At 52.8% G+C, this 25,987-nt stretch carries 19 protein-coding genes, 7 tRNA genes and 1 other RNA gene; 9 read left to right on the top strand and 18 right to left on the bottom strand.

From position 1 onward, the window contains the following. Positions 1–3: 3 nt before the first annotated feature. Positions 4–681: a site-2 protease family protein gene (locus DXB92_RS05320; protein WP_021682750.1), complete on the bottom strand. Its 678-nt coding sequence runs from the start codon at positions 679–681 to the stop codon at positions 4–6. Between the two features lie 396 nt (positions 682–1,077). Here DXB92_RS05320 and rpmB point away from each other — a divergent pair, with 396 nt between their 5' ends. Continuing rightward, entirely contained in the window at positions 1,078–1,263 is a 186-nt protein-coding gene (rpmB, locus tag DXB92_RS05315; RefSeq protein WP_084194405.1) for a 50S ribosomal protein L28, read from the top strand. Positions 1,264–1,421: 158 nt separating this feature from the next. Here rpmB and DXB92_RS05310 read toward each other — a convergent pair whose 3' ends face one another. The 9 genes from DXB92_RS05310 to DXB92_RS05270 form a co-directional block, all read right to left on the bottom strand. After that, positions 1,422–2,168 (bottom strand): PIN domain-containing protein, encoded by a 747-nt coding sequence (locus tag DXB92_RS05310; protein WP_117732932.1) that lies wholly within the window; start codon positions 2,166–2,168, stop codon positions 1,422–1,424. Positions 2,169–2,371: 203 nt separating this feature from the next. Beyond that, positions 2,372–2,446, bottom strand: a tRNA-Cys gene (locus tag DXB92_RS05305). Between the two features lie 2 nt (positions 2,447–2,448). Then, positions 2,449–2,524, bottom strand: a tRNA-Gly gene (locus DXB92_RS05300). Positions 2,525–2,526: 2 nt separating this feature from the next. Further along, positions 2,527–2,603 (bottom strand) — tRNA-Asp (locus tag DXB92_RS05295). A gap of 3 nt (positions 2,604–2,606) precedes the next feature. Beyond that, a tRNA-Val gene (locus tag DXB92_RS05290) sits at positions 2,607–2,682 on the bottom strand. 337 nt (positions 2,683–3,019) lie between these two features. Continuing rightward, positions 3,020–3,095 (bottom strand) — tRNA-Val (locus tag DXB92_RS05285). 161 nt (positions 3,096–3,256) lie between these two features. After that, complete coding sequence (locus DXB92_RS05280; protein ID WP_147330022.1) at positions 3,257–4,039, bottom strand: hypothetical protein; 783 nt, start codon at positions 4,037–4,039, stop codon at positions 3,257–3,259. Between the two features lie 292 nt (positions 4,040–4,331). After that, a tRNA-Gly gene (locus tag DXB92_RS05275) sits at positions 4,332–4,405 on the bottom strand. A 59-nt stretch (positions 4,406–4,464) separates the two neighbouring features. Further along, positions 4,465–4,540 (bottom strand) — tRNA-Thr (locus DXB92_RS05270). A 306-nt stretch (positions 4,541–4,846) separates the two neighbouring features. Between DXB92_RS05270 and DXB92_RS05265 the strand changes: the two genes are divergently transcribed. Next, entirely contained in the window at positions 4,847–6,148 is a 1,302-nt protein-coding gene (locus tag DXB92_RS05265; protein WP_117732928.1) for a hypothetical protein, read from the top strand. A gap of 142 nt (positions 6,149–6,290) precedes the next feature. On the opposite strand, the gene abc-f is transcribed toward DXB92_RS05265, so the two are convergent. The 8 genes from abc-f to gap all read right to left on the bottom strand — a co-directional run bounded on the left by abc-f (position 6,291) and on the right by gap (position 18,012). Continuing rightward, a complete protein-coding gene (gene abc-f / locus DXB92_RS05260; RefSeq protein ID WP_117732926.1) occupies positions 6,291–8,213 on the bottom strand; it encodes a ribosomal protection-like ABC-F family protein in 1,923 nt (640 codons plus the stop codon). 379 nt (positions 8,214–8,592) lie between these two features. Beyond that, positions 8,593–8,796, bottom strand: a non-coding RNA gene (gene ssrS / locus DXB92_RS05255) — 6S RNA. A 107-nt stretch (positions 8,797–8,903) separates the two neighbouring features. Further along, a complete protein-coding gene (locus DXB92_RS05250; protein WP_117732924.1) occupies positions 8,904–9,227 on the bottom strand; it encodes a DUF1292 domain-containing protein in 324 nt (107 codons plus the stop codon). Between the two features lie 243 nt (positions 9,228–9,470). Continuing rightward, positions 9,471–11,057 carry a penicillin-binding transpeptidase domain-containing protein gene (locus DXB92_RS05245; RefSeq protein WP_117732922.1) on the bottom strand — a complete coding sequence of 529 codons (1,587 nt, stop codon included), beginning with the start codon at positions 11,055–11,057 and terminating at the stop codon, positions 9,471–9,473. Positions 11,058–11,164: 107 nt separating this feature from the next. Next, on the bottom strand, positions 11,165–12,682 hold the full coding sequence (locus DXB92_RS05240) for a glycoside hydrolase family 43 protein (protein WP_117732920.1): 1,518 nt from the start codon (positions 12,680–12,682) through the stop codon (positions 11,165–11,167). A gap of 83 nt (positions 12,683–12,765) precedes the next feature. Then, entirely contained in the window at positions 12,766–15,312 is a 2,547-nt protein-coding gene (locus DXB92_RS05235) for a leucine-rich repeat protein (protein ID WP_117732918.1), read from the bottom strand. A gap of 76 nt (positions 15,313–15,388) precedes the next feature. After that, positions 15,389–16,711 carry a leucine-rich repeat protein gene (locus DXB92_RS05230; protein ID WP_117732916.1) on the bottom strand — a complete coding sequence of 441 codons (1,323 nt, stop codon included), beginning with the start codon at positions 16,709–16,711 and terminating at the stop codon, positions 15,389–15,391. A 263-nt stretch (positions 16,712–16,974) separates the two neighbouring features. Continuing rightward, complete coding sequence (gene gap, locus DXB92_RS05225) at positions 16,975–18,012, bottom strand: type I glyceraldehyde-3-phosphate dehydrogenase (protein WP_021683244.1); 1,038 nt, start codon at positions 18,010–18,012, stop codon at positions 16,975–16,977. Positions 18,013–18,344: 332 nt separating this feature from the next. Here gap and DXB92_RS05220 point away from each other — a divergent pair, with 332 nt between their 5' ends. The 7 genes from DXB92_RS05220 to DXB92_RS05190 all read left to right on the top strand — a co-directional run bounded on the left by DXB92_RS05220 (position 18,345) and on the right by DXB92_RS05190 (position 25,985). Beyond that, positions 18,345–19,427 (top strand): hypothetical protein, encoded by a 1,083-nt coding sequence (locus DXB92_RS05220; RefSeq protein WP_117732914.1) that lies wholly within the window; start codon positions 18,345–18,347, stop codon positions 19,425–19,427. A 230-nt stretch (positions 19,428–19,657) separates the two neighbouring features. Further along, positions 19,658–20,665, top strand: coding sequence for a PhoH family protein (locus DXB92_RS05215; protein ID WP_117732912.1), 1,008 nt, complete (start codon positions 19,658–19,660; stop codon positions 20,663–20,665). Between the two features lie 332 nt (positions 20,666–20,997). Further along, on the top strand, positions 20,998–21,513 hold the full coding sequence (gene ybeY / locus DXB92_RS05205; protein ID WP_021683240.1) for an rRNA maturation RNase YbeY: 516 nt from the start codon (positions 20,998–21,000) through the stop codon (positions 21,511–21,513). Further along, a complete protein-coding gene (gene era / locus DXB92_RS05200) occupies positions 21,510–22,406 on the top strand; it encodes a GTPase Era (RefSeq protein WP_021683239.1) in 897 nt (298 codons plus the stop codon). The genes ybeY and era overlap by 4 nt, the downstream gene beginning before the upstream one ends. Before the next feature lie 83 nt (positions 22,407–22,489). Further along, entirely contained in the window at positions 22,490–22,669 is a 180-nt protein-coding gene (locus DXB92_RS13555; RefSeq protein WP_169726012.1) for a hypothetical protein, read from the top strand. Continuing rightward, positions 22,605–23,372 carry a DNA repair protein RecO gene (gene recO / locus DXB92_RS05195; protein ID WP_117732907.1) on the top strand — a complete coding sequence of 256 codons (768 nt, stop codon included), beginning with the start codon at positions 22,605–22,607 and terminating at the stop codon, positions 23,370–23,372. The genes DXB92_RS13555 and recO overlap by 65 nt, the downstream gene beginning before the upstream one ends. Before the next feature lie 228 nt (positions 23,373–23,600). After that, positions 23,601–25,985, top strand: coding sequence for an endonuclease MutS2 (locus DXB92_RS05190; RefSeq protein ID WP_021683237.1), 2,385 nt, complete (start codon positions 23,601–23,603; stop codon positions 25,983–25,985). Positions 25,986–25,987 lie beyond the last annotated feature (2 nt).

Here is a 25,987-nt window from a genome sequence, read left to right as displayed (position 1 = left end):
AACTCACATCACCATCTGCACCAGCGTGCCGATCCACTGGGTCGCCCAGACGAAGAAGTGCATGATCCAGTTGGACAGATAACTCAGCGGCGTGCTCAGTACGCCCACCAGAATCAGGATCCACAGTGCCAGCGACAAATACCGCTGGTTTCGCTCAAGCCACGCGGACTGGCGGTACGGCAGCAGCATCATCAGCACCTTGGAGCCGTCCAGCGGCGGCACAGGAATCAGGTTGAACACTGCCAGCGAAATGTTGATCGCCACGAACCAGTACAGCAGCGTATAGATGCCTGTCAAAACGGCGTTGGGGTCGGCATAGTAAAACGGAAAGACGATCTGCATCAGCACCACGCCTACCAGTGCCGCCAGCAGATTGGACAGCGGCCCCGCCAGTGATGTCCAGATGATGCCCTTGCGGGGGTGGTTCATTCGTGCCGGATTGATCGGCACCGGCTTTGCCCAGCCGAATCCGGTCAACAGCAGCAGCACTGCACCGAAAGGGTCTACGTGTGCCAGCGGATTCAGCGTCAGCCGTCCGGCGGCTTCGGCGGTGTCATCACCGCATTTCCGTGCCACCCAGCCATGAGCAAACTCATGCAGCGGCAACACCAACAATATAATCACGATTCTTGCCAGAATCTCATAACGGTTCAAGTTCATAAAATTGCTCAGAATTCCCATTGCTCCAGTCCTTTCCAAATGAAAATGTTCTGCCCAGATACCCTATAATGTGTTCTTTTTATTATACATGGTTTTCCGGAAAAATTCAAGCCTATTTTGCCGTTTGACATAAAATTTACAAGATTTCCGCAGGACAGAATGCTGGAAATGTGCCGATTTCTTTTTCGATTGCTTTTTGAAAATAAGTCTGCATTTGATTTTACAGTCTGTTTTCGCAAATAATTGTATTTTTCGAAAGGTATTTCGAATGTAAAAAAAATATTCAAAAGAATCCGAGGAAAAGGGTTGCTTTTTTTCGGGAAATTTGATAAAATAGATATGTTAGTTTGCAGACTGCCGCAGAAGTCTATTTTCCGGCGGTCGGCATGCAATGTTAGGATAAGGAGGTGCAGTAGAATGGCTAAATGTGAAGTTTGCGGAAAGGGTGTTACCTTCGGTATCAAGGTTTCTCACTCCCACAGACGGTCGAACAGAACATGGAAGCCGAACGTAAAGCGTGTAAAAGCGATTGTGAAGGGAACTCCTTGTCATATGTACGTTTGCTCCAGATGCCTGCGCTCCGGCAAGATCGAGCGTGCGTAAGCTCTGTTTTTGACAGTTGAATATGAAAAGTGACCGAAAGCAAAGGCAATTGCCGCTTGTTTTCGGTTTTTCATTTTTTATGTAGCAATTTATACAACAAAAAGAGCACTCTCCGGCCAGTTCCACCGGAGGGTGCTCTTTTGGGTTTTGAAAGTCTGTCACTTCGTGCCGTTTGCCAGCTTACGGAGTGCCTTATAGGACGGCTTCAGTTTGTGATACATGTCTTTCACCTGCTTGCCGTCGTGGTAATAGCGGGACAGCAGGTTGTTCAGTGTCAGCAGGTCTTCCGAAGCGGTGATGATCGCACAGATCCGGTTCACCGCCTGCTTGTCGTCTGTGTCCAGCAGTTCCCGCACTTCCGACTGTAACTCTTTCGGGAACAGCATTGCCGCACTGCTCTTTGCCTTTTTCGGTGCTGCCGGTACGTTTTCTTCTTCTGTTGAAGTCGTATCCGCAGATGCAGCCGCAGCAGTTTCTTCCAGAGCCTGTACTACATCTCTCGTGGGAATGCCTTTCATTGCATTCTCAATGGTAGAATAAATCGACAGAGCGTGCACATCCTCTTGCAGGTACCGGTCGTAGAACTGCTGGTTCAGGTCGAAGTCGGTGTCCTTGCTGATGATATACAGACGTTCTTTCGGACGGCTGCCGATCAGATAGCCGATATACATGGAAAGCTGCAAGTCCAGTGCATTTTTCACCGTATTTTTTCTGGTGGACAGTGCTGTCACTTCCATCAGCCGCAGCTTTGCATCACAGGAGATCAGCCGCTGGTGCAGTTCAAACGTCAGCCCGCAGCGGTTCTGTGTGTAGAAAATCACTACCTCGTCCCGCTTTGTCAGATACTCCAAACCGGTCAGTCCCTCGATATAGACATTTTCATAGTCGATCAGATACGTTGCCATTGCATTTCCTCCTTTCCTTTCGATTGGTTCAGGTGCTACAAGAGCCTGTCCTGCACGCTGCAAAACAGGTACAGGACAGGCTCTAAGGTATACGTATCCTCCAGCCGCAAAGCTTGGGCAATACCGCACAATCTTTGTGCGGTATTGCCCTTGACCTTCAAGAGATACAAAAAAAGAGAACGCCCGCTTGCGTTCTCATCTCTTGGAGGCGCCATCCAGATTTGAACTGGAGAATCAGGGTGTTGCAGACCCTTGCCTTACCACTTGGCTATAGCGCCATTGGAGCGGATTACGAGGCTCGAACTCGCTACCTCCACCTTGGCAAGGTGGCGCTCTACCAGATGAGCTAAATCCGCACTGGCGATCTGGATGGGATTCGAACCCACGACCTCTGCCGTGACAGGGCAGCGTTCTAACCAACTGAACTACCAGACCATGTGGTGGAAACTATAGGGCTCGAACCTATGACCCTCTGCTTGTAAGGCAGATGCTCTCCCAGCTGAGCTAAGCTTCCATCATTTTTTTCTCAGCGTCGCATCTCTCAGCGACGTATATTATTATACACCATTCTGAGCGATTTGTCAAGGGTTTTTCGAAAATTTTTTCGAGGTTTTTAAAACAGAAAAAGCACCGAAAATGCGTCGCTTTTCCTGTTTCATTGAATCGTTTACAAAAAGTTAATATGTGATTTGCAGAAAAATTTGCTGCCGGACAGCCCGTTTTCCCCTGCCTTGAACAACACCCACAGACGTGAAAACCACACCCACATGCATATGCTGTTCCATTTTTCAAGCACGGAAACCAATACAACAAAACCGCCTGCACTCCAAAAAGTACAGGCGGTTTTTCTCTGGTGGAAACTATAGGGCTCGAACCTATGACCCTCTGCTTGTAAGGCAGATGCTCTCCCAGCTGAGCTAAGCTTCCATGATTCAGCGACGAAATTTATTATACCATATCTTTCGGCATCATGCAAGCTGATTTCGCAGGGTTTTCAAAAAATTCACATTTCGAAACTGACAAATAAAAACTGCCTGCACCGAGCCGGCACAGGCAGTCTATCATTCCATGAAATCGCGAAGCCGCAATTACATACCAGTTACATTGAAAGTTACTTCAATGGTTGTCCAGTCGCCAATAGCAGACGGATCCAGAATGGTTGCAGAATAGTCGGACTTGTTTGCCAGATCAGCAATGTTGCCCTCTGCACTTCTTGCATCGCCCGGCATGCCGTCGTCCGGTACCCACTCGTTGAAAATGTTGGAACGAATATTGTTGTGCTTTACGCCGTTGATCTCGGTTTCTTCTGTATTGGTGAAGCTTTTCTTGGTCAGCGGGATTTCAGTACCGTCTACCTTGACAGCAGTTACATCGATCACTGCGTTCGGGGTAGCAGTTGCACCGTCCATGATCTGTACAGCCATGAATGCAGTGCCGTTTGCGATCAGGTCGCCGTTTACGTCGCCGGTCGCATCGTAACGGATCGCGTTGGTATCTACGGTAACGCTGACAGTGTATTCGCCGTTGCCGGTGATCGGAGCAACACCTGCATCATAGCACAGATAGTCCGTATCGCTGCCGGTGTACTGGAGCCACCACTGACCGTCTGCCATGCTCAGATAAGCCTCGCCAGCCTGCGGAACGACAGCTTCTTCGAAGTCGCCGGTCTGTACCTGCTGCGGAGCAGAGCTTTCGTCTGCGGAAGCTTCTTCACTGGATTCCTCTGCTTCGCTGGATTCTTCAGCACTGGACTCTGCTTCGCTGCTGGAGTCCTTGGAGCTGTCGGAAGAACCGCCGCAGGCGGTGAACGCAGCAGTCATCATTGCAGATGCCAGCAGGAATGCCAGGATCTTTTTGGTCTTGAACATCATAATTTTCCTCATTTCCTTCAGTCGGAAAGTGCACAGACACTTTCGAATGTTCTTCAAAATACAGACAGATCCTGCAAAAGCAGAGGTCTGCACAGTATTATGATACTAGATTTTTCACCAAGATGCAAGATGCTTTTTACACAAATTTCGCCTGATAAAAGACCCCACAATTTGTGCAAATTTCCAGACATTCTGCAAACAGATCCGCTTTATACAGCGTTTCCCCTATATAAAAGGTATCCCTGCGGACACAAAAAAAACAGCACGTGTTGTGCACACATGCTGTTGGTTCTGGAGCGAGCGACGAGAATCGAACTCGCAACCTCAGCTTGGGAAGCTGATGTTTTGCCACTAAACTACGCTCGCATCTGCCTTTCGGCAGTTCCGACAGGCGGCAGTGCCTGTACTTTCGCGGAGCAGAAAAATGGAGCTGGAAACGTGACTTGAACACGCGACCTGTGCATTACGAATGCACTGCTCTACCAACTGAGCTATTCCAGCACCGGTTATACCGTGAGATCTCTCACGCAGGATTACCTATTTATTATACCACAAATTCTTGATTTGTCAAGAGGTTTCAAAAAAATTCTCTGAAAAATCAAAAAAACGATTGAAATCGCAGAAAAGATGTGCTATAATAATGAGGTACTGTAAAAGTGCTCGCTGACAAATGATGCGGCGGAAAAAATTTCCGGTTCAGACTTTTGCACTTTTTCTGCAAAAATGCAAAAAAGCGATTGAAATCGCAGAAAAGATGTGTTATAATAGGGTTAAATCCCATGACTTCGTAAAAAGGTAGGTAGCATTATGAAAAAGAAATCCAAATCCATTCTTGCCATTGTACTGGCGATCCTCCTCGTGATCGTGGTGGCAATCTCTCTGACCACGAACATTCTTTTTTCCCGAAAAGACACACCGAAGATTTTCGGGCACTACATCTATCTGATGGAATATGATACTATGGAAGCAGCAGCAGGGGCTGCCGTTGCCACCGGCACTTCCGGACAGGCTGCCGGCTCAGTCGATGACACCAGTGCTGCGGCTTCGATCCACCAGCACACTGCCGTGATCGCTTCCGCCTATAAAGAAACTGATCCGATTGCCAAGAACAACGCTGTTCTGTGCGTACTGGCTCCGGACGACGCTTCCAAGGACATCGACTCCGACCGCGTTGCTGTCCGCCGCATCTACAACATCGAACAGGACGAAACCGGCGTTCTGAAGTACTATCCCACTACCATGAAAGCAAGTGATGTGGGAACTGAGCCGCCTGTAACTGTAGACAGCATTCTCGGCAAGTGCTCCTACGAAAGCGGCGAACTGTATACATATGTAAAATTCGCCACCGGCGTTCCGGGAATCCTGATCCTGATGGTTCTCCCCAGCATCATTCTGGTCATCATGCTGATCGTCACCATTGTACGGGCAAGCATGGGACACGATGACGAATACACTTTTGAAGAAAACTATGACGAAGTTTACAGTGAAGATTCCTACGATGACGGCGATTCTGCTTATGATGACGAAGAACTGGGCGGACGCTCTCCGCTGTACCGTCCGTCCGAAGCGACCCAGAGCCGTTCCTTTGAGAAGAAGCGTTCTTCCATTGCGGAGAACTTCGAACGAAAACAGGTAAACCCCAACTCGCCGTACCAGAAGGCTCGTACCATGCAGTTCAAGGCACAGCATGATGTGCCGATCTACACCAATCCGGCAGATCAGCTCCCGCTGGACGGTTCTGCACCGGCAGCCGGCAGCAACACTACCACTTATGAGGGTACACATGCTGCAAGCGCTTCCAACACTGCAACATTCGGCAGCTACAGCAGCAACACCTACAGCACACCGCCGATCACAGACGAAACACCTGTCGCACCGGCACAGCCGGAAGCTCCGGTTTCCACTTACCGCGGCAGCCACGAAGCAAGCTCTCCGGAGGAAGCACGGAATCTGGGCGATACCCCGTTCCGCAGCAGCCGTGCATCTGCACCGGCTCCTGCACCGAAGCCTGCTGCACCGTCTGTTTCCAAGAACAAGGAAGACCGCATTGCAAGTGCTTCTGTAGACGAACTGCTGGCAATGATCGAAGACGAAAAGAAAAAGCTGTAATCAGTTACAGCATCATCGAAAAGAAAACGGAGAGGGCGAAATGCTCTCTCCGTTTTTTTGTATAGGAAACACTGCATAAAGCCCGCCTGACAGCTTTGCACGCAATCTGCTTGCAGTGTTTCCTATATTCTGTTCCTTTCGGTTATCCCAGTTCGTCCTCCAGCAAGATCATCTGCTCCATGGTTTCGTCCATCTGCACCCGCAGTTCCTCCATACGCTGGCACTTTTCCTGCATCAGCTGATAGTCGCTGCAAACGGCTTCGTCGGTCAGTTCCGCTGTCAGGGTGTCCAGTTCCTCCTGCATCTTGTCCAGCTGCTGTTCCAGACTCCGCAGGTCGGCACGCATTTTCGCCTGCTGGGCACGCTGTTTCTTGGAACGGTACGCCGGCTTCTCCGCCGGTTTTTCCTTGTCAGCAGCCGATCTTTCCGCAGGGATTTCCTCCGGTTCCGGCTGTTTCTGCTGTGCCTCCAGCCACTTGCTGAAGCCACCCTGATAGGTCGTTGCCCCGTCGGCTTTCAGTTCCAGAATGTGGTCTGCCACCTTGTCCAGCAGGTACCGGTCATGGGACACAAACAGCAGCGTCCCCGCAAAGGACTGCATGGCTTCCTCGATGACTTCTTTCATGGCAATGTCCAGGTGGTTGGTGGGTTCGTCCAGAATCAGCACATTGCCATGCTCCAGCATCATCACCGCGAAGCAGACCTTTGCACGCTCGCCGCCGGAGAGTACGCCCACCGGCTTGAACACGTTTTCCCCTGTCAGGCGTACCTGCCCCAGCAGATTCCGCACTTCCAGATCTGTCCATGACGGCACGCGGTCATGAATTTCCTGCATCACCGATTTTGTGGGGTGCAGGTTGGTGCTCTCCTGTTCGAAGTAGGAGATCTTGACATTGCTGGTCCAGCGGACTTTCCCCTGATGCGGCAGCTTGTTCTGCAAGATTTTCAGCAGCGTGGACTTGCCAATGCCGTTATCTCCGATAATGCCCCACTTTTCGCCGCGGCGAACTTCAAAGGACACGTCCGGCAGCAGCGTTTTCCGTTCTGTCCCCTCACCCACGGAAATATCAACGTCCTGCACTTTCAGCACTTCCTGCGGCGGATCCATTTCATACGTAAATTCCACCCGTGCCTGCTTGCGGGAAACCAGCGGCTTTTCAATGCGTTCCATTTTTTCCAGCTGCTTCACACGGCTCTGGGCGGACTTTGCCGTCGAAGCACGGGTGAGGTTGCGGGCAACGTAGTCCTCCAGCTTGGCGATTTCCTTTTGCTGCATCTCGTACTCTTTCCACTGCCGTGCCACAGCCGCTTCTTTCAGCTGGGTGAAAGTGGTGTAGTTGCCCTTGTACCGCGTCAGTCTGCCCCGCTCGATCTCACAGACGCTGGTGCACAGCCGGTCGAGGAAATAGCGGTCATGGGATACCAGCAGCAGTGCTCCCTGATAGTCCTTGAGGTAATCTTCCAGCCACATGACGGTCTTGAAATCCAAGTGGTTGGTAGGCTCGTCCAGAATCAGCAGATTCGGTTCCTCCAGCAGCAGCCGTGCAATGGCAAGCCGTGTTTTTTCGCCGCCGCTGAAACCGGAGATGATGCGGGAATAGGTTTCCTGCGTGAAGCCCATACCGTTCAGCACCGTGCGGATCTTCACGTCGATCTGATAGCCGCCGTTGTTTTCGAACCATGTTTGCAGGCGATGATATTCCTCCGCACCGGTCATGTCGCCGGACTGCATGGCTTCTTCCAGCTGGTGCATTCGCTCCTGCGTTTCCAGCAGCGGACGGAACACGCTCCGCATTTCCTCCCAGACGGTGCTTTCCCGATCCAGTCCGCCCATCTGTTCCAGATAGCCGATGCTGGTCTTGGCGGATCTGGCAATTTCGCCGTCTCCCTCCACCAGATGATCCGGCAGTTCCTGTTCCGTGAGGATCCGCAGCAGCGTGGACTTGCCGCAGCCATTTACGCCCACAAGCCCGATGCGGTCGTGGTCTTCCACCGTCAGTGAAACGTGGGAGAGCACCTGATTGCCGTTATAAAATTTATTGATGTCTGTCATACGCAGCAGCATACTGTTTTCTCCTTTATCCGAAAAGTTCGTAATCTTTTTTATTGTAGCATATTTCCGGAAAAATTACAACTGGTTTTTTGGAAACATCTCGCGGAAATCAATTTTCATGATAGCCTCCCCTGAAAGGGGAGGGGGACCGCCGTTAGGCGGTGGAGAGGTTTTTTCGTAAAATCATTTTATGACGTTTTCGGCATAAATGGAAACCCCTCAGTCAGTGCTACGCACTGCCAGCTCCCCTTTCAGGGGAGCCTTACTTGTCAAACCTCATAATTTGGCACAATTTAAATCAACATATTTTTGAAAATTGATTTCCATGTGGAAACATCTCGCGGAAAAAGAAAAGGCACTCCGTGATCTCTCACAGAGTGCCTTGTGATTTCAAAAAACCACCCAGCCGTCTTGCAGCGAATAAAACCAAGCTATATCTAGCAAGGTGGGTATCTTCCCTTCTGCTTCACGCTCCCTTCGTCCGTTACGGTCATTGCCGCAAGCAGGAGGTCTGCAATCCACAGACGGAGTCAGATTCCCTATAAAGGAGTGTTGGATTATAAAAACCGCAATGTCTCGCACTGGGCAGTAATGCCAACCGGAATGCTTCTTCCGGTTTCGTTCTATGTTTATTATAGCACTATCTTTCCCAAAAATCAATAGGAAATTTGTGAAAATTTTTCTGCCGTCAACCGGAAGTGCTTACGCTTCCTCTTCGTCCTCCTCGTCGAACATGTCGTTCAGATACTGGAGGAACATGTTGCCTACTGCATCATATTCGTCATCGTCCTCAATGGTGCAGAGCATTTCTTCTCCGTCAATGGTTTCCCGCTTCAGAATGACAAATTCGCCGTCGTCTTTCAGCATGTCTTCTTCATTCTCATAGTATGGAACCAGTGCACAGTATGTTGCATCTTCATATTCCAGTTCGCCCAGAACCTCGAATTCCTGCTCGTTTCCTTCTTCGTCTTCCAGAGTATACAGCATGCCCTGCATATCCATATCCATCATGTTTTCATCTGCCATGGGTAAAACTCCAATCTGCCATAGCGGCGTTTGTTTCGGGAACAATTCCCTGCTTCTATTATACACGATTTTCCACGGCGTGTCAATAGACGAACCGGACAATTTCACCAGGGCAATACCGCACAAAGAGCGTCTGGCGACTTTACACACCATCTGCTTGCAAATTTCCCTTCAGAGCCTGTTTCGTATCTTCCCGCACGCATCTGTCGCACAATCTTTGTGCGGTATTGCCCAAGAGAATGTTCAAAGTCCCATGATCGCCGCCGCGATCTGCCGGAGCACCGGTGCGGCAGTCTGGTTGCCATAGCCGCCGTCCTCTGCCAGCACCGTCACGGCATACTGTGGGCAGTCCGCCGGAAAAAACGCCGTCACCCAGCCATGGCAGTATTCGTCGCCGGATTCGTCCACCCTGCCGGTCTGTGCCGTAGAGGTTTTCGCTCCCATGGAAACATGGGCAGGCATGCCCTGAAAGTCCTCGTCCGCCGCCGTGTAGCACATGAGCCGCCGCAGAAACTGTGCCGTGTCCGCAGAAATGCCGGTTTCAGAAAGTCCCGTTTCCTCCCGCAGCACTGTCCGCCCGTTTTCCGTTACGCCACGCACCAGCCGCACAGCCGGCAGGGTACCGTTTCCGGCAATGGCACAGGTCATACGGGTGATTTGCAGGGGTGTCGCCGTGAGAATGCCCTGTCCGAACGAAAAGTTCGCCTGCTCCGCCGGCAGTTTCAGCTGCTGCAATGTCGGCAGTGTCCCGCTGGAGCCGATCATGTTGGAGGTCAGCACCGTTTCCGTTCCGAAGCCCAGAGCCTTTGCCGTTTCCAGCAGTTCCTTTCCGGAAAACGTCTGCCCCAGTGCGATAAAATAGGGATTGCAGGAATTCCGCATGGCATCTGCCAGATTTTGCAGTCCGTGCCCCTGCGGGTCGTGGCAGCGAAACCGCTGGGAGCCAATGGAAATCGCCCCGTTGCAGTTCCACTGAAACGCCGTTTCCGCACCGTTTTCATAGGCACAGGCTGCCGTCACCAGCTTGAAGATCGACCCCACCGGATAGGCGTACAGGGCACGCTGGATCATGGGGCTGTCCGGATCCTGCATGGCTTCTCCCAGTGCATCGGGCGTATAGCCGGGAAAGCTGGCAAGCCCAAGAATGTCCCCGCTTTCCACGTCCATGACTACCACACAGCCCTTTTGCAGTGATGCACCGGCAGTTTCACAGATTCGCTGCATCCGAATGTCCAGCGTTGTCATCACGCCCTGCACCGGATTGGCACCGTAGCGAACCTGAGCTGCTTCGCCGGCAAGCGGCTTTCCTTTGCCGTCCACGGAAAAAGTCACGCTCCACTGGGAGTCCACGCCGCGTAAGACCGCATCATAGGCGGATTCCAGTCCGGCAACGCCTTTCCCCTCCTGCGTATAGCCAATGACATGCTGTGCCGGCTGGGGCGTGGTGTACCGCTGGGGAATCTCCAGCACAGTCACGTCCGGACAGGCAATGTCCGCTGTGTCCACCGTGCAGGTAAAGGGCTTCCCCTGTGCCAGCTTTTCGTAAAACGCTTCTGCGTCCAGCACGTGGGGCAACAGAGCTTCTGCCGCCTCCGGCGTAGGGCTGACGACTGCGGTGCAGACCGACTTGGTATTGACCAGCGGCACACCGTTCCGGTCGTAGATCGTGCCGGCAGCTGTTCCGGCGGTACAGGTGTAGCTGCCCTGTCCGGCGGCAGCCTGCAAGAGTTCCGGCTTCTGCATCAGCCACGCCAGGTATACGGCAACCGTACAAAACAGCAGCACCAACAGCAGCCGCAGCACTGCCAGACGATTTTTCAGTTTTCGCATCTCACTTTCCTCCCAAGGAAAGTATGCCCCGCTTTGCCGCGTTCATGCCAAAAAAATACACCATACAGCATATCTGCATGGTGTACTGTAGATGTAGAAGCAAGTGATTATTCTGCTTCCGGCTGGTAAGAGAAACGGGTAAAGGTCGCAGTGGTCGTCATCGGCTTGCCGTTTCCGGAAGCGTACAGGGCAATGTAGTTGCCGGTAAAACAGCCGCCTGCCTCTGTGGTCAGGTACTGGGTTTCACCGGAGCCTACAGGCTGCACTGTGCCGTCAGCCGTGCGGAACGAGAACCGGTAACGATCCCGATCGCATTCCAGCCGCAGGGTCATGGTTTCATCGCTGTACGGCAGCACCTGCTCTACGGCACACAGTCCGCCGATCCGCCGCCGCAGAATCACACAGTCCCTGCCGTCCCGCATGGTGCGGGCAATCTCATAGTGATGTGCCGGATTCATGTACACAGTCAGACCGGCTTCTTCCCCCTCCTGCTGCGGTATAAAATGCAGGTCTGCTTCGACAGTACAGCAGAAATGTTCCTGCCGCCGTCCCAGCCACGCCTTGGGAGCATCTTCCCAGAGGGAAACCTCGTTGCCGTGCATCTGTAATCCAGATGTGGTCTGCTGTATCAGGCCCTCCACCGGATTATAAATGTAATTCCACATCAGGTGCAGACTGTCACCGCGGAAATCGTCCGTCACCGCACTGCATGCCGCATAGCCTGCGGAAATCTCCTCTGCGGGGGCGTGCTCTACTGTGAATTCCGGCAGCACCGCACGATCTTCACCCAGATAGAACCAGCCGTTTTCCAGACGAGCCGGCACCAGCATGGTTTCCCGTCCCAGATTGTGGCGGAACGGATACGCCAGCGGACGATTGCCCAGACAAACTGCCCACCAGTTCCCGTCGGCATCGTCCACCAGATCGGCGTGACCGGCTGCCTTAATGGGCAGGTTTTTGCCGATATTGGTCAGGATCGGATTGTGCGGGCACGGCTCATAAGGCCCCAGAATGGACTTGCTCCGTGCCAGAACTGCCATGTGGCAAAGTTCCGTGCCGCCCTGTGCCAGCAGCAAGTAATACATGCCGTTGATTTTGTACAAATGCGGTCCCTCCGGATTGTTGGCGGTGCCCTGCCAGAGGGCGTGGGTTTCGCCAATGGCTTCTCCGGTGGCAATGTCCAGCTGGCTTAGATAAATGCCGCCGTCTGTACCCAGATAGTACACCTTGCCGTCATCGTCAAAGAACAGGGACGGGTCGATTCCGGCAAAGGGCAGCGGAATCGGTTCGGACCATTCGCCTGCGGGATCGGTTGCCGTAACGATAAAGTTGCCGTGATTGTCGCCGGTGACATTGGTCACCACAACATAGAACGTCCCCTCGTGATACCGGATCGTCGGGGCGTAGATGTTCAGACAGTTGGGTGCTCCTGTCACCAGATGCACCTGCGAGTTCCGCGTCAGACAATGTCCGATCTGCTCCCAGTGCACCAGATCCCGACTGTGAAAAATCGGAATCCCGGGGAAATACTCGAAAGAACTGGTCACCAGATAGAAATCTTTTCCCACGCGGCAAATGCTGGGGTCTGGGTGAAATCCGGATAAAATCGGATTTTGATACTGCATGTTTTTTCTCCATTCCGAGAAAATGCCGCATGAAGCTGATACTTTATGCGGCGTTTCTCTTGTTTCCTTTGGAATATCCTATTTTAGCCTGTATAAATGGTGTTGTTTTCCCAATCGAAATCGTCCAGCGACGTGGGGTGTTTTCCCACAGACTCCAGTCCGCAGTACAGCAGCACCGCATACGCATCGTCTGCCGCAATGGTACCGTCACCGTTTACGTCCATGCTTTCGATCTCCCAATCGCTCAGCGTGCCGTCCGTCAGGATCGGATAGCCGGCACCGATGCGGGCACTGGCGTACAGAATCAGGAACAGGTCGGTGCTGTCGATGCTGGCGTTTCTGTCCACGTCACCCTTGATATACCGCACCGGTACCGGAGCAGTAGACACCGTGGTTGTCGTGGTAACATTTTCCGTGGTCGTATTTGCAGAGGCTTCTGCGGTCGTGCCGGTGGGAATCGGTATGGTTTTCCATTCCGTAGTGCTGCTTTCCGTTGTCGTGGTCGGCAGCGTGGTGGGCACCGTGATATACGGCGGCAGGGTCACTGTGGTCACAGGCGTTGTCTTTGTGGTGGCTTCGGTAGTTGTTACGATTTTGCTGGTGCTTCTCTTGGTGGTGTGTTCTACTATTGTTGTCGTTGTCTTGGCTGTCGTGGTCGAAGCGGGAGTTTCATCCGGGAGTGCCTGAAATTCCAGACTGTACTTTTCCGCATAGTTCTGTGCCGGAGAGTTCTTCTGCCCTCTCAGAACCGTATCCCGCGGAAAGATACCTGCTTCGTCAGGCAGCGTGCAGGCATTGCCGGAGAATGTCACCGTTCTCTGCTTGTGCACATACGCGTAAAACGCATTCGCCGAAAGGGTGGTGAAGCATGCCGGAAATGTCAGATTGTCCAGATTCTCACAGCCGCCGAATGCATCAGCGCCAACGATTTGCAGGGACGAATTCGACAGATCCATGCTGCCGTTTTCCGTGCTGAGTGCAACGCATTTATAGAACACCGCCTCCGGCAGTTCCGTCAGATTTACCGGAAATTTCACAGCAGTCAGACTGGAGCAGCTGCGAAACGCCGCCACGCCCAGCTTTGTCAGCGTATCCGGCAGCACTACATTCACCAGACTGGTGCAGCCCTCAAAGGCATTGTCGCCGATCGTCTGTATGGCGTTCATGTCCACTAGGTTTTTCAACGAGGTGCAGTCCTGAAAGGCGGCATTGCCGATCTCTGTCACGCTGTCTGAGAAGGTCACCCTTTCTATGGTTTCACAGCCCTGAAACGCTCCGTCTGCCACTCTTATCATGCCATAGGGCAGTGTGACCGAAACCGGAGCTGCATCACTGCACAAAAATCCTGTAGCGATCAGCCGCACCGTAGGCGGAATGACGATCTCGCTGGCTTCTCCGCAGTATTCCAGAAGTACACCGTCACAGATCTTCCAGCTGCTGGACTGCTGCAAACTCCAGCCTGAATTGAAAAAGGCATCTTTTCCCACAGTTTCCACCGTTTCCGGTATGGTCAGATTTTTCAGATTGGTACACATGGAAAATGCATATTCCCCGATCTCCGTCAGTGCAGTGGGAAACGTCATGCTCCGCAGATTGATACAGTTGCTGAACGCACTTGCCCCGATCTTCTTGACAGAATTGCTCATTGTGACATATTCCAGCATGGAACAGCCGCTGAACGCATTTTCCGGAATCTCCGGCAACGTACTGCCAGCAAGCACCGCCATGCTCAAAGAAGTACAGCCCTGAAACGCACTGCTTTCCAGCAGCTGCAGCGATTCCGGCAAAACTGCCAGCCGCAGAGCCGTGCAGTCCTGAAAGGCACTCTGGGAGATCACCTGTAATTTTTCGTTGAACTGTACGGTTTCCAGTGCAGAACAGCTCTGAAATGCTCTGGAGCCTACAAAGAGCAGCTCATCCGGCAGCTGGATACTTTTCAGACTGGTGCAGTGGCGAAATGCCGAAGCCCCAACAGACTGCACCTGATTTGGCAAAAAGATCTTTTCCAAAGCGTTACAACCGATAAATGCACCTTTGCCGATATGCGTCAGACTGGCGGGAAGCTGTACTTCCGTCAGAGCTGTCTGATCGCTGAACAGCGTATTGCAGAGCACTGCCACACCGTCCGGCACCACTGCGGTTTTCAGTCCGATTTTTACAGAAACTGCCACTCTGCCGGACAGCACTGCCACATCATCTGTCTGGTCTTGCAACCATGCGGTTCCCTCCATGATGTAGGAGCCGGCACTGGTGATTCCGCTGCCACCCTTTATCGTTTTCAAAGCCGTACAGCCGCGAAACGCACTGCTGCCTACGGTGGTCACGCTGTCCGGTATAGTCACGCTTTTCAGGGCGGTTTTCTGTTGAAATGCCGATTCGGAAATTGCAGTCACCGGATACCCGTCGATACTGGACGGAATGTCCAACACAGAAAAATTCCCTTCCATGCCGGTAATCACAGCGTTTCCTGCATCATCTGTCTGATAATAGATACCGTTGAATAATTGTTCCTGCGATTGGCTGGATTCTGCGGCAGCACCTATCCCCTGTGCTGTCCCAAATACCAGAGAAATACTCATGCACATTGCCAGCAGGAACGCGGTCCACTTTCTCCAACGATTTTTCCGCATTGCGGAACACTTCCTTTCTTTTCAGCCTGTTTGCCCCCAACACTTGCAAGGGGCGATCCATTCTTTTTCATAAAAATCATTTTTCCGCCAATCCCGCACCGACCTTTGCCAGATGCATCATCAGGTCGTAAACATCGAGATTGTCAATTTTGCCGTCTGCATTATAATCCGCACAGTACAGCTCCACACTGGTGGGATTCGTCTGCACACCGGCTCCGCGACAGGCACAGAGATACAGCAGCAAAAACAGATCCGATGTGTCCAGACTGCCGTCACCGTCCATATCGCCACGCTGCCGGTCGATCGGCCGGAACTGCCGGCTGTATTTCCGGGCGTAGATCTCCGCAGTGGAATTCGCAAAGCCATTGATGCAGGTGCTTGCACTTACCGTTTGTTCCGTGTCATAGATACGGCACGCCGGATTGAGGATCACCAGCTGTTCCAGACTGCCGCAGCCGGAAAAGGCACTGGCTCCGATTTCCTCCACTGCTGCCGGCAGCACGATCTTTTGCAATGCGGCACAGCCGTCAAAGGCATAGTTGTAGATCGTTTTGATGTTTTCGGGAAGCTCGATCTCCGTCAGACTGCTGCACCCCTGAAACAGGGTGTTGCTGATCTGTGTCATTGCCTGCGAAAGCCGCACTTTCCGCAGCGACCGGCAATAGCTGAATCCATGACCGCCGACGTTTTTCACGCTGTCCGGCAGTTCGATCTGTTCCAGTGAAACGCACCAGTGAAATGCATATTCGCCGATGGATTCCAGCCCGTCCGCGATTTGCACCTGCCGCAGGTTGCTGCAATTGGAAAATGCAAATGCATCGATCGAACGCAGCGAAGACGGCAGCTGTACCGTTTCCACCGTGGTGCAGCCGTCAAAGGCATAGCCGCCGACCGCACGCACGGTATCCGGAACAGTCACATCTTTTTCCGTGCCGGTGTACGCCAGCAGGATACCTTGTCCGGCTGATACGAAATCGCTGGTCTGGTTTTCCAGCCACGAAGTACCCTGCACAATACCCCAGCCGATCTCGGAAACCGTATCCGGAATGGACAGTTCTGTCAGGCGGGAACAGTCCTTAAAGGCAAATTCCCCGATCCGGCGAATCGTGTCCGGCAAAACCACCCGTTTCAGCCGTGTGCAGTCTTTAAACGCGTACTCGCCGATCTCTGTCACCGGACAGCCGTCCAGTTCCGCCGGTATCACCGCTTCGGTCACTGCTGAACGGGCACTTTTGATCGTCACCTCGTGCATCGCAGAAACCGTGTAATAAATGGTGTCCTGATAGATCTTCAGATCCGCACTTCCCGCGGCTGAAACCGGACACATACCGGAAAAGCAGCCAATCACCAGCAGCAACGCCAGCAAAACGGACAAACTTTTCCGTCCGATCTTTCGCAAGGATCCCTCACCTGCCTTTCTGTCCCAATGCTTTGTCAACGCTGTGAAAAACCTGTCAGCAGGCTTTCGGCAACACCGCACAGAGCTTTATTTTCTCATTTTTATTATACCATATTGGAAACAGATACGTCAACCATTTTTCGCAGATTTTTTCAGGGAACACCGACAGGGCATATAAAAAGCGGCATGACGAAACCGCCATGCCGCTTCTTTTGCAATGTGGTAACGAACAGAAACCTGTCCGTTCAGAACGCTACGCGAACTTATGCCAGTTCAGCGAAGAACTTGATGGTGCGAACCATCTGGCTGGTGTAGCTGTTCTCGTTGTCGTACCAAGAAACAACCTGTACTTCATACAGATCATCAGCGATCTTGGAAACCATGGTCTGAGTTGCATCGAACAGAGAACCGTACTTCATGCCGATAACGTCAGAAGAAACGATCGGTTCTTCGTTGTAGCCATAGGACTCAGTAGCAGCAGCCTTCATAGCAGCGTTGATGCCGTCAACAGTTACGTCTGCACCCTTGACAACAGCAGTCAGGATAGTGGTGGAACCAGTCGGAACCGGCACACGCTGTGCAGAACCGATCAGCTTGCCGTTCAGTTCCGGAATAACCAGACCGATTGCCTTAGCAGCACCGGTGGAGTTCGGAACGATGTTTGCAGCACCAGCTCTTGCTCTTCTCAGGTCACCCTTTCTGTGCGGACCGTCCAGGATCATCTGGTCGCCGGTGTAAGCGTGAATGGTGCTCATGATACCGCTCTGGATCGGAGCATAGTCATTCAGAGCCTTAGCCATCGGAGCCAGGCAGTTGGTGGTGCAGGAAGCTGCGGAGATGATCTTGTCATCAGCAGTCAGAGTGTTGTGGTTTACATTGTAAACGATAGTCGGCAGATCGTTACCAGCCGGAGCAGAGATAACAACCTTCTTTGCACCTGCATCGATATGAGCCTGTGCCTTAGCCTTAGAAGTGTAGAAACCAGTGCATTCCAGAACAACGTCAACACCGATCTCGCCCCACGGCAGCTCTGCAGCGTTAGCCTTTGCATAGATCTTCAGGGTCTTGCCGTCTACAGTGATGGTACCAGCTTCGTCATCAGCAGAAACAGTGTGCTTGTTCTCGCCGATCTTGCCTGCATAACCGCCCTGTGCGGTATCATACTTCAGCAGGTGAGCCAGCATGGACGGCTTAGTCAGGTCGTTGATTGCAACAACCTCATAGCCTTCTGCACCAAACATCTGGCGGAATGCGAGACGACCGATACGGCCAAAACCATTAATAGCAACTTTAACTGACATTGGAAATTACCTCCTAGTTTTTAGGAAAACACCGGCGGAATTGCCGGACCGAAGCCCGATTTTCTCCCAGCGGATTCCTTGATACTCTTATTTTACACCATTTCGGAGAAGAATTCAAGCACTTTCGCAAAAAAAGCAGGGGCAAGGATAGCAAGTTCTCTTATTTTCCACGTTTTCCGCAAAAAAGGAAAGCATATTTTGTGAAAACTGCACAAAAATTAAAAAGTGGACAAAATTATCATTTTTTTTATTTGCCTATTCTGAAATATGTAGTATAATAATAGCATAGAATAATGACAAAAGCATCATGCAGTGAGGAGGAGAGAACGCCCATGCAGCAAGAGGAACTACAGCAGATCCAGAAATGGTGTCAGCAGTCTGAAGACGCCATTCTTTTTTATGCCCCGGACGGCACGCTGCTCTGGCAGAACGATGCCGCGGCAGTCCGACAGAAACCGCAGAACAGCTCTTTGCCCCGCTATCATAAAAACGGTGCACCGGAGGACGGCATGTTTCTGCTCCGGCGGGGCGGCAGCCTGTACTGCGTCCGGCAGGAGCCGCGGCAGTACGGCGAAAAACCGGCAATACTGGTGCAGATTCACAGCCAGCCGGCAGACGACCTTTTCTGGAGCGATGCCGACAAGCAGCATGAAACGGAAAACCGGATCGCTGCCATGCGGCAGAAGATCTTCGGCATTTCCAACGCCGTCAGCGGGCTGTATCAGACACTGGAGGAAAACGGCGACCAGATCCCCCGCATGGTGCTGGAAGAACAAATGGAACAGCTGAACATCATTCAGGGCAACTGCTGCCGGCTGATGCGTCCTTCTGTGCTCTGGCTGGAACAGCTGAAATATGTGCAAAAAAACGAGCTTTCGGGCGAAGCTCTTTTTCTGGACCGCGAATTGTCGAATTTTGTCGAATCGTGTCGTATGGTACTGGGAAAAGCACTAAAAATGACAGCCGATGCCGAAAAACCACTCTGCATTTTCGCCAATCGGCGGCGGTTACAGATCTGTCTGCTCTGCATGGTGCTGTATCTGCGGGATCACTGTCCGGAGATCTCCCGCCTGACGTGGCAGACGGAACAGCAGGGCGATCAGGTGGTGCTGCGGTGCACGGCAGTTTCTGACGGCACCGAGCCGCCGGCACACCGGCACAGCCAGACGGAACATCTCTATGACACACACTTTCCCTCTCCGGAGGAACAGATCGTGCAAAAATTCTGCCGCACGTATCATGCCGCCGTTCTGTTTTCCGCCGCGGAGGAAATGTGGCAGTACACCCTGCGGTTTCCACTGTATGAACATGCATCGTTCCTGTCCCTGGAGAGCAGCCGCACCACACTGGACGACGGAATGTTCTCCTTATACCAGATCTTTTTGTCAGATATTTCCGAATACCGGTTCTACTAAAATAGGCTTTTCAATTCAGGCGTTGCTGCTTTTTGCAGTGATTCCTGAATTTTTTGTTAAAACAACAAAATACCATTTCACATTTCACAAAGATTATGCTATAATAGGAAAGGATAGGCAACACCGCACAAAACTTGTGCGTAAGATGCGTCGGCAGATTGCGTGCAAAGCCGTCAGGCTTTGTGCGATGTTGCCGCTGTAGCAAACTGGGGAAAGGAACGGATTCCGGAATGGCAGAACGACTGATCTCAATACAAGACACAAACCAATTTCAGACATTATGCGGCAGCTTTGACGAAAACCTCAAGCTGCTGGAGCAGCGGTATCACGTTCGTATGATCTGCCGCGGAGAAGAACTGCGGGTACAGGGGGACGGTGCACAGGTGGAACTTGCCGCCGGTGCAGTCACGGCTCTGCTGCAAATGATCTCCAACGGACAGGCGATCACGCCCCAGTCTATTCACTATGTTTCCGATATGGTCGATGCCGGCTCTGCCGGACAGCTGGCGGAACTGGCAGATGATGACACCGTCTGTCTGACTGCCGCCGGAAAACCGGTGCACACCCGCACCGTGGGACAGCGGAGCTATGTCCGTGCCATTGCCGAAAATACAATCGTATTCGGGCTGGGGCCTGCCGGTACCGGCAAGACCTATCTGGCAGTGGCTATGGCAGTGCGGGCATTCCGCCGGCACGAGGTCAACCGGATCATTCTCACCCGCCCTGCGGTGGAAGCCGGCGAAAAGCTGGGGTTTCTCCCCGGCGATCTACAGGACAAGGTAGACCCCTATCTGCGTCCGCTGTACGACGGCTTGTTTGAAATGCTGGGAGCAGAAGCGTTCCAGCGGCATCTGGAACGGGGCTCTATTGAAGTTGCCCCGCTGGCGTACATGCGTGGCAGAACGCTGGACAACGCCTTTATCATTCTGGACGAGGCACAGAACACCACCGGCGAACAGATGAAGATGTTCCTCACCCGTCTGGGCGACGGCAGCCGCATGGTGATCACCGGCGACACCACGCAGATCGACCTGCCGGACAAGCAGAAAAGCGGTCTGGTCATTGCCTCCCGCATTCTGCGAAAGGTCAATGACATTGCGATCTGCGAGTTCACCAACCGCGATGTTGTCCGCCACAAGCTGGTACAGGACATTATCCGTGCCTACGAAGCGGCAGAACAAAAGCAAGCCCACCGGAAGCCGGAACACACCGACCGGAAAGATGCCGGAAAACACTGAATTTGAAAGGCAATACCGCACAAAGAGCATCTGGCGACTTTGCACGCCATCTGCTTGCAAATTTCCCGTCATATTTTACAAAAATGCTCGTGAATACATCCAGTATTCACTCCGCTTTTTGTTTCATCTGACGAAAAATTTGACGACGCATCTGTCGCACAATCTTTGTGCGGTATTGCCGAAAATTTAAGGCAGCGTATGCTTCTGTGGCAAAGGACAGGGCACAGCCTGTCCCCTGCTTTGCAGAAACACCTGCCCGTATAGAAAAGATCTGATTTACATTGCATAGAAAGATTTTATATATAAAATCTCACGAAAGGAGATCATTCATCATGCCAAAAGTAAAAGTCATGGTAAAAAATAATCAAACCGAAGTGCGGGTGCCTGTGGGAATCCGTATGCTCATTCGTCGCTGCTGTCAGGCGGTTCTGGTGGCAGAACATTTCGGGCAGGACGCAGAAGTCAGTGTCTCCTTCGTCAGCAATGCAGAGATCCGCAGACTGAACCGGATCTATCGGCAAAAAGACCGTGCCACCGACGTGCTCTCGTTCCCGCTGGGACAGGACGGGCACTATGACACCAATCAGGAAACCGGCTGTGCACTGCTGGGCGATGTGGTCATTTCACTGGAAATGGCAGTCAAGCAGGCAAACATGTACGGACACTCGCTGGAACGGGAAATTGGCTTCCTGACAGTGCATTCCATGCTGCACCTGCTGGGATACGACCACGAAACCAGCCCGCTGGAAGAACGGAAGATGCGGGAAAAAGAAGAAGAAGTACTGGGCGAACTGGGCATTTCCAGAGAAGCCACCTTCACCAACCAGCCGGAGGATACTGACGCATGACAAAATCTGTTTTTGTGACGCTCGCCGGACACACCAACGCCGGAAAGTCCTCCCTGCTCAACGCCATTATCGGGGAAAAGATCGCTTCGGTCAGCCCGAAGCCCCAGACGACACGCACCCGCATCACCGGCATCAAGACAGTCGGGGAAACGCAAATGGTTTTCATGGACACCCCCGGTCTGCACAAGCCCACGACCAAGCTCAGCGGGCACATGCTGAAAGCGGTGAAAGATGCGGTGGCAGACATTGACGCGGTACTGTTTGTACAGGACTGCACCAAGCCTCTCTCCGAGCAGGAGGAGGAACTGCTCCGTTCGCTGGAAAAGGCAAAAACGCCCACCATTCTGGTGCTGAACAAGATCGACCTTTGCAGCGACAAGTCCAAGCTGATGGCCACCATTGCCAGGCTGAATGCGGCACACCCGTTTTCGGCGACTGTTCCTGTCAGCGTCACAGAAGCCGATGGCATCGACCTTGTGGAACAGGAAGTCATGGCACTGGCACAGCCGGCTCCCCACTACTTCCCCGACGAAAAATTCACCGACCAGCCGGAACGGGTGCTGGCGGCAGAGATGATTCGGGAAAAGATCCTGAACCTGCTGCGGGACGAAGTGCCCCACGGCATTGCGGTTTCCATTGAACGCATGAAGGAACGGGACGACAAGGACTTGCTGGACATTGATGCCACGATCTACTGCGAACGAGAATCCCACAAGGGGATCCTGATCGGCAAAAACGGCACCATGCTCCGGAAAATCGCCACCCTCGCCCGAAAGGATCTGGAACGGTTCTTCTATATTCAGGTGAATTTACAGTGCTGGGTCAAGGTCAAGGAGGACTGGCGGAACAAGGAAGGACTGATCCACAATTTCGGTCTGGACAATCCGGAGTAACCTGCCTGTTCGTTCTCTCACGCATAAATTGCACGATTCCGGAAATCCTATCTCTATCCGAAGAAACAGGAGGAACCTGAGATATGGACGCATGGGATATTTTTTGCATGACCGGACACATTGACGACTATCTGCACTATCGGCAGGGCATGAACGCCAAGCCGCAGAACGCACCCGCAGCAAAGGAGAAGCAGACACATGGAGATCTATCGGGGACTGGTTCTGGCGGAACGCAGTGCCGGAGAACAGGGGAAGTTCATTGATGTGCTGACAGAGCACAACACAGTACAGGAGATCTATGTCCGCGGGGCGAAAAAGAACAGTTCTGCGGGACTTTCTGCGACACAGCTGTTTTCCTATGCCACCTTCAGCGTACAGAAACGCCGGAATCAGTGGTATCTGGACAGTGCCGAACCGATCCGCATCTTCTACCGGCTGCGGGAATCCCTCTCCCGTCTGAGCCTCGCCATGTATTTCGGCGAGTTGATCCGGCTTAGTGTGCGGGAACACCAGACACCGGAAGAAAACTGCTTCGTCATGCGGCTGATGCTGAACACGCTCCACTATCTGGAAAGCGGACAACGCAGCGAAGCATTATTAAAACCCATTTTTGAACTGCGGCTGATGACAGAGCTGGGTATGATGCCCGACCTGCTCATGTGCCGCGGCTGTGGGGTATTTTTACCAAAACGGCTCTATTTCTCCGTGGAAAAGGGCTGTTTTTTCTGTACCGACTGCGGTGCACCGGATTCCCCGCAGGAACCGCTCCTGCTCCGTGCACCGGTATTACAGGCGATGCGGCACATTCTCTTTGCGGATTATGACCGGCTGTTCCACTTTCAGCTGGGGGCAGAGAATTTGCAGATGCTGGGCATCTGTACGGAGCGTTTCGTCCAGTATCACCTGTCGCTGAAACCCAAGGCTCTGACCTTTTATCGATCGATCGTGAACCCGTCCGCAGAGTAACTGCGGATTTTTGCCTATAGGCAATACCGCACAAAGAGCGTCTGGCGACTTTGCACGCCATCTGCTTGCAAATTTCCCGTCATATTTCACAAAAATGCTCGTGAATACATCAAGTATTCACTCCGCTTTTTGTTTCATCTGACGAAAAATTTGACGACGCATCTGTCGCACAATCTTTGTGCGGTATTGCCTTGACATCTGCAACACCAATATCACAGGAGTACTCCCATGAATAAAAATCTGGAAATTCTGGAATTTCATAAAATCTTAGACATGCTGGCGAATCTCTCCGCCAACGACATCACACGGGAAAAAGTTCTTGCCATTACCCCGAATCCCGACCTCGCGGAAGCCCGTGCAGAACTGGAAAAGACAAACGATGCTTTTCAGCTGTCCATACAGTTCGGTGCCCCGCCGTTCCACCGGTTTCAGGATATGCGAATGGGACTGCGGCGGGCAAAGTCCGGTGCCAAGCTTTCGCTGAAAGACCTGCTGGAAATCGCCACGATCCTGCGGCAGATGCAGTCTTTGAGTGACTGGTACGACCGCTGTGCCGGTGTGGAATCCACACTGGACGACCTGTTCAGCCAGCTGGCACCGGTGCCCTTTTTGCTGGAAAAGCTGGATCGTTCCATTCTCTCCGAGGAAGAAATTGCCGATGCAGCCAGTCCGGCTCTGGCGGAAATTCGCCGGAAGATCGGACGCTCCCGCCAGAAGCTGCGGGACACACTGGACAGCATGATGCGGCGGCAGGAGGTGCAGGACTGTCTGCAAGACAACCGTGTCACGCTCCGTGACGGACGGTTCGTACTGCCGGTTCGTGCGGAACACCGCAGCAAGATTGCCGGTCTGGTACACGACACCTCCGCCACCGGTCAGACCATTTTCATCGAACCCATTGCTGTGGTCGATGCCAACAACGACATTCGCCTGCTGGAATTGCAGGAGGCAGAGGAAATCGAACGCATCATTGAGGAACTCTGTACCGAGTGCGGCACATGGGCGGATACCATTATCCGCGACATTGCCGTTTGTGCAGATCTGAACGTGTATTTCGCCAAGGCACGTCTGGCGGAACAGATGCACGCCTTTCCGCCTACGCTGACAGACGATGGTGTGATTCTGCTGAAAAAGGCACGTCACCCGCTGATCCCCTACAAGAAAGCGGTACCGATCAGCTTCACGCTGGGCGATACTTATCAGGCTCTCATTATCACCGGTCCGAATACCGGCGGTAAGACGGTTGCTCTGAAGACCTGCGGACTGCTGACCTTAATGGCAATGAGCGGCATGCTGATTCCGGCGGCAGAGGGCAGCCGCATTTCCGTTTTCAACAATGTGCTGGCAGACATCGGCGATACCCAGAGCATCGAGCAGAACCTTTCCACATTCTCTGCACACATGCGAAGTGTCATCGAAATTCTGGAACAGGCAGACCGGCACTCGCTGGTGCTGCTGGACGAATTGGGTTCCGGTACAGACCCCATCGAGGGTGCGGCTCTGGCAGAGGCTGTCATTCAGCGGCTGAAAGACAACGGGGCAAAGCTGATGGTCACTACCCACTATCAGGAACTGAAGCTGTATGCCACCGAGCAGCCGGACGTGCAGAACGCCTCCTGTGAATTTGACATTGAAACTCTCCGCCCCACCTATCGGCTGATTCTGGGTTCTCCCGGGAAGTCCAACGCGTTTGCCATTTGCAAGGGGCTGGGGCTGTCGGAATCGATCATTGCCGCGGCGGAAACGCTGGTCAGTCAGGAAAATCTGCGATTTGAAGAAGCGGTTTCCAAGCTGGAAGAAACCCGAAAGGCTCTGGAACAAGACCGCAGTGCCATGCAGGAAGCCCTGCGGCAGGCGGAAGAAGATGCGGCAAAGCTGCGGGAAGAAGTCCAGCGTACCCGCACCGACCGCGAAAACATCATGGAACAGGCTCGGCTGGAAGCCATGCGAATCGTGGAAACCACCAAGGCACAGTCCAACGAGATGATCTCCGAACTGGATCAGCTGCGGAAAGCCAAGGAAAAGGCGACTTTCGGGGACGATGTGATCCGTGCCAAGGGCAACGTCAAGCGGGGCTTCCGGAAGATGTACGAAACCGCCAACCCGCTGACCGAGGTGCCGGACGAGGACTATGTGCTCCCGCGGGAATTGCAGGTAGGCGACACCGTCATGCTGACCGACACCAAGCAGAAAGCGGTAGTTGCCGGAAAGCCGGACAAGAACGGTACTGTCTTTTTGCAGATCGGTGCCATGCGTACCAAGGTGCCGCAGGAAAAGCTGCGGCTGGTTGCCGGTGCGGAGGAAAAGAAAAAGAGCCAGCAGAAACAGCGGCAGACTGCCGGACGGGTTTCGGCTCAGGCAGCCAGACGGGGCACCATGGAACTGGATATTCGCGGCTGTACCTGTGACGAGGGCGTTTATCAGATGGACGCTTTTCTGGACAGAGCCGTCATGTCCCACATTGCCACGGTGACGATCATTCACGGCAAGGGCACCGGACTGCTGCGAAAAGCCATTCACCAGCGGCTGAAACAGCTGAAATACGTCAAGAATTTCCGTCTTGGCACGTTTGGCGAGGGCGAAGACGGCGTGACCATTGTATCACTGGAGTAACG

Source organism: Ruminococcus sp. OM06-36AC, from assembly GCF_003438725.1.
Lineage (GTDB): Bacteria > Bacillota > Clostridia > Oscillospirales > Ruminococcaceae > Ruminococcus_C > Ruminococcus_C callidus.
This window is presented reverse-complemented; position numbering and strand designations above follow the sequence as displayed.

Coding starts and splice junctions, on each gene's coding strand:
- DXB92_RS05320 (WP_021682750.1), bottom strand. CDS start 681: ATGGGAATTCTGAGCAATTTTATGAACTTGAACCGTTATGAGATTCTG.
- rpmB (WP_084194405.1), top strand. CDS start 1,078: ATGGCTAAATGTGAAGTTTGCGGAAAGGGTGTTACCTTCGGTATCAAG.
- DXB92_RS05310 (WP_117732932.1), bottom strand. CDS start 2,168: ATGGCAACGTATCTGATCGACTATGAAAATGTCTATATCGAGGGACTG.
- DXB92_RS05280 (WP_147330022.1), bottom strand. CDS start 4,039: ATGATGTTCAAGACCAAAAAGATCCTGGCATTCCTGCTGGCATCTGCA.
- DXB92_RS05265 (WP_117732928.1), top strand. CDS start 4,847: ATGAAAAAGAAATCCAAATCCATTCTTGCCATTGTACTGGCGATCCTC.
- abc-f (WP_117732926.1), bottom strand. CDS start 8,213: ATGCTGCTGCGTATGACAGACATCAATAAATTTTATAACGGCAATCAG.
- DXB92_RS05250 (WP_117732924.1), bottom strand. CDS start 9,227: ATGGCAGATGAAAACATGATGGATATGGATATGCAGGGCATGCTGTAT.
- DXB92_RS05245 (WP_117732922.1), bottom strand. CDS start 11,057: ATGCGAAAACTGAAAAATCGTCTGGCAGTGCTGCGGCTGCTGTTGGTG.
- DXB92_RS05240 (WP_117732920.1), bottom strand. CDS start 12,682: ATGCAGTATCAAAATCCGATTTTATCCGGATTTCACCCAGACCCCAGC.
- DXB92_RS05235 (WP_117732918.1), bottom strand. CDS start 15,312: ATGCGGAAAAATCGTTGGAGAAAGTGGACCGCGTTCCTGCTGGCAATG.
- gap (WP_021683244.1), bottom strand. CDS start 18,012: ATGTCAGTTAAAGTTGCTATTAATGGTTTTGGCCGTATCGGTCGTCTC.
- DXB92_RS05220 (WP_117732914.1), top strand. CDS start 18,345: ATGCAGCAAGAGGAACTACAGCAGATCCAGAAATGGTGTCAGCAGTCT.
- DXB92_RS05215 (WP_117732912.1), top strand. CDS start 19,658: ATGGCAGAACGACTGATCTCAATACAAGACACAAACCAATTTCAGACA.
- ybeY (WP_021683240.1), top strand. CDS start 20,998: ATGCCAAAAGTAAAAGTCATGGTAAAAAATAATCAAACCGAAGTGCGG.
- era (WP_021683239.1), top strand. CDS start 21,510: ATGACAAAATCTGTTTTTGTGACGCTCGCCGGACACACCAACGCCGGA.
- DXB92_RS13555 (WP_169726012.1), top strand. CDS start 22,490: ATGGACGCATGGGATATTTTTTGCATGACCGGACACATTGACGACTAT.
- recO (WP_117732907.1), top strand. CDS start 22,605: ATGGAGATCTATCGGGGACTGGTTCTGGCGGAACGCAGTGCCGGAGAA.
- DXB92_RS05190 (WP_021683237.1), top strand. CDS start 23,601: ATGAATAAAAATCTGGAAATTCTGGAATTTCATAAAATCTTAGACATG.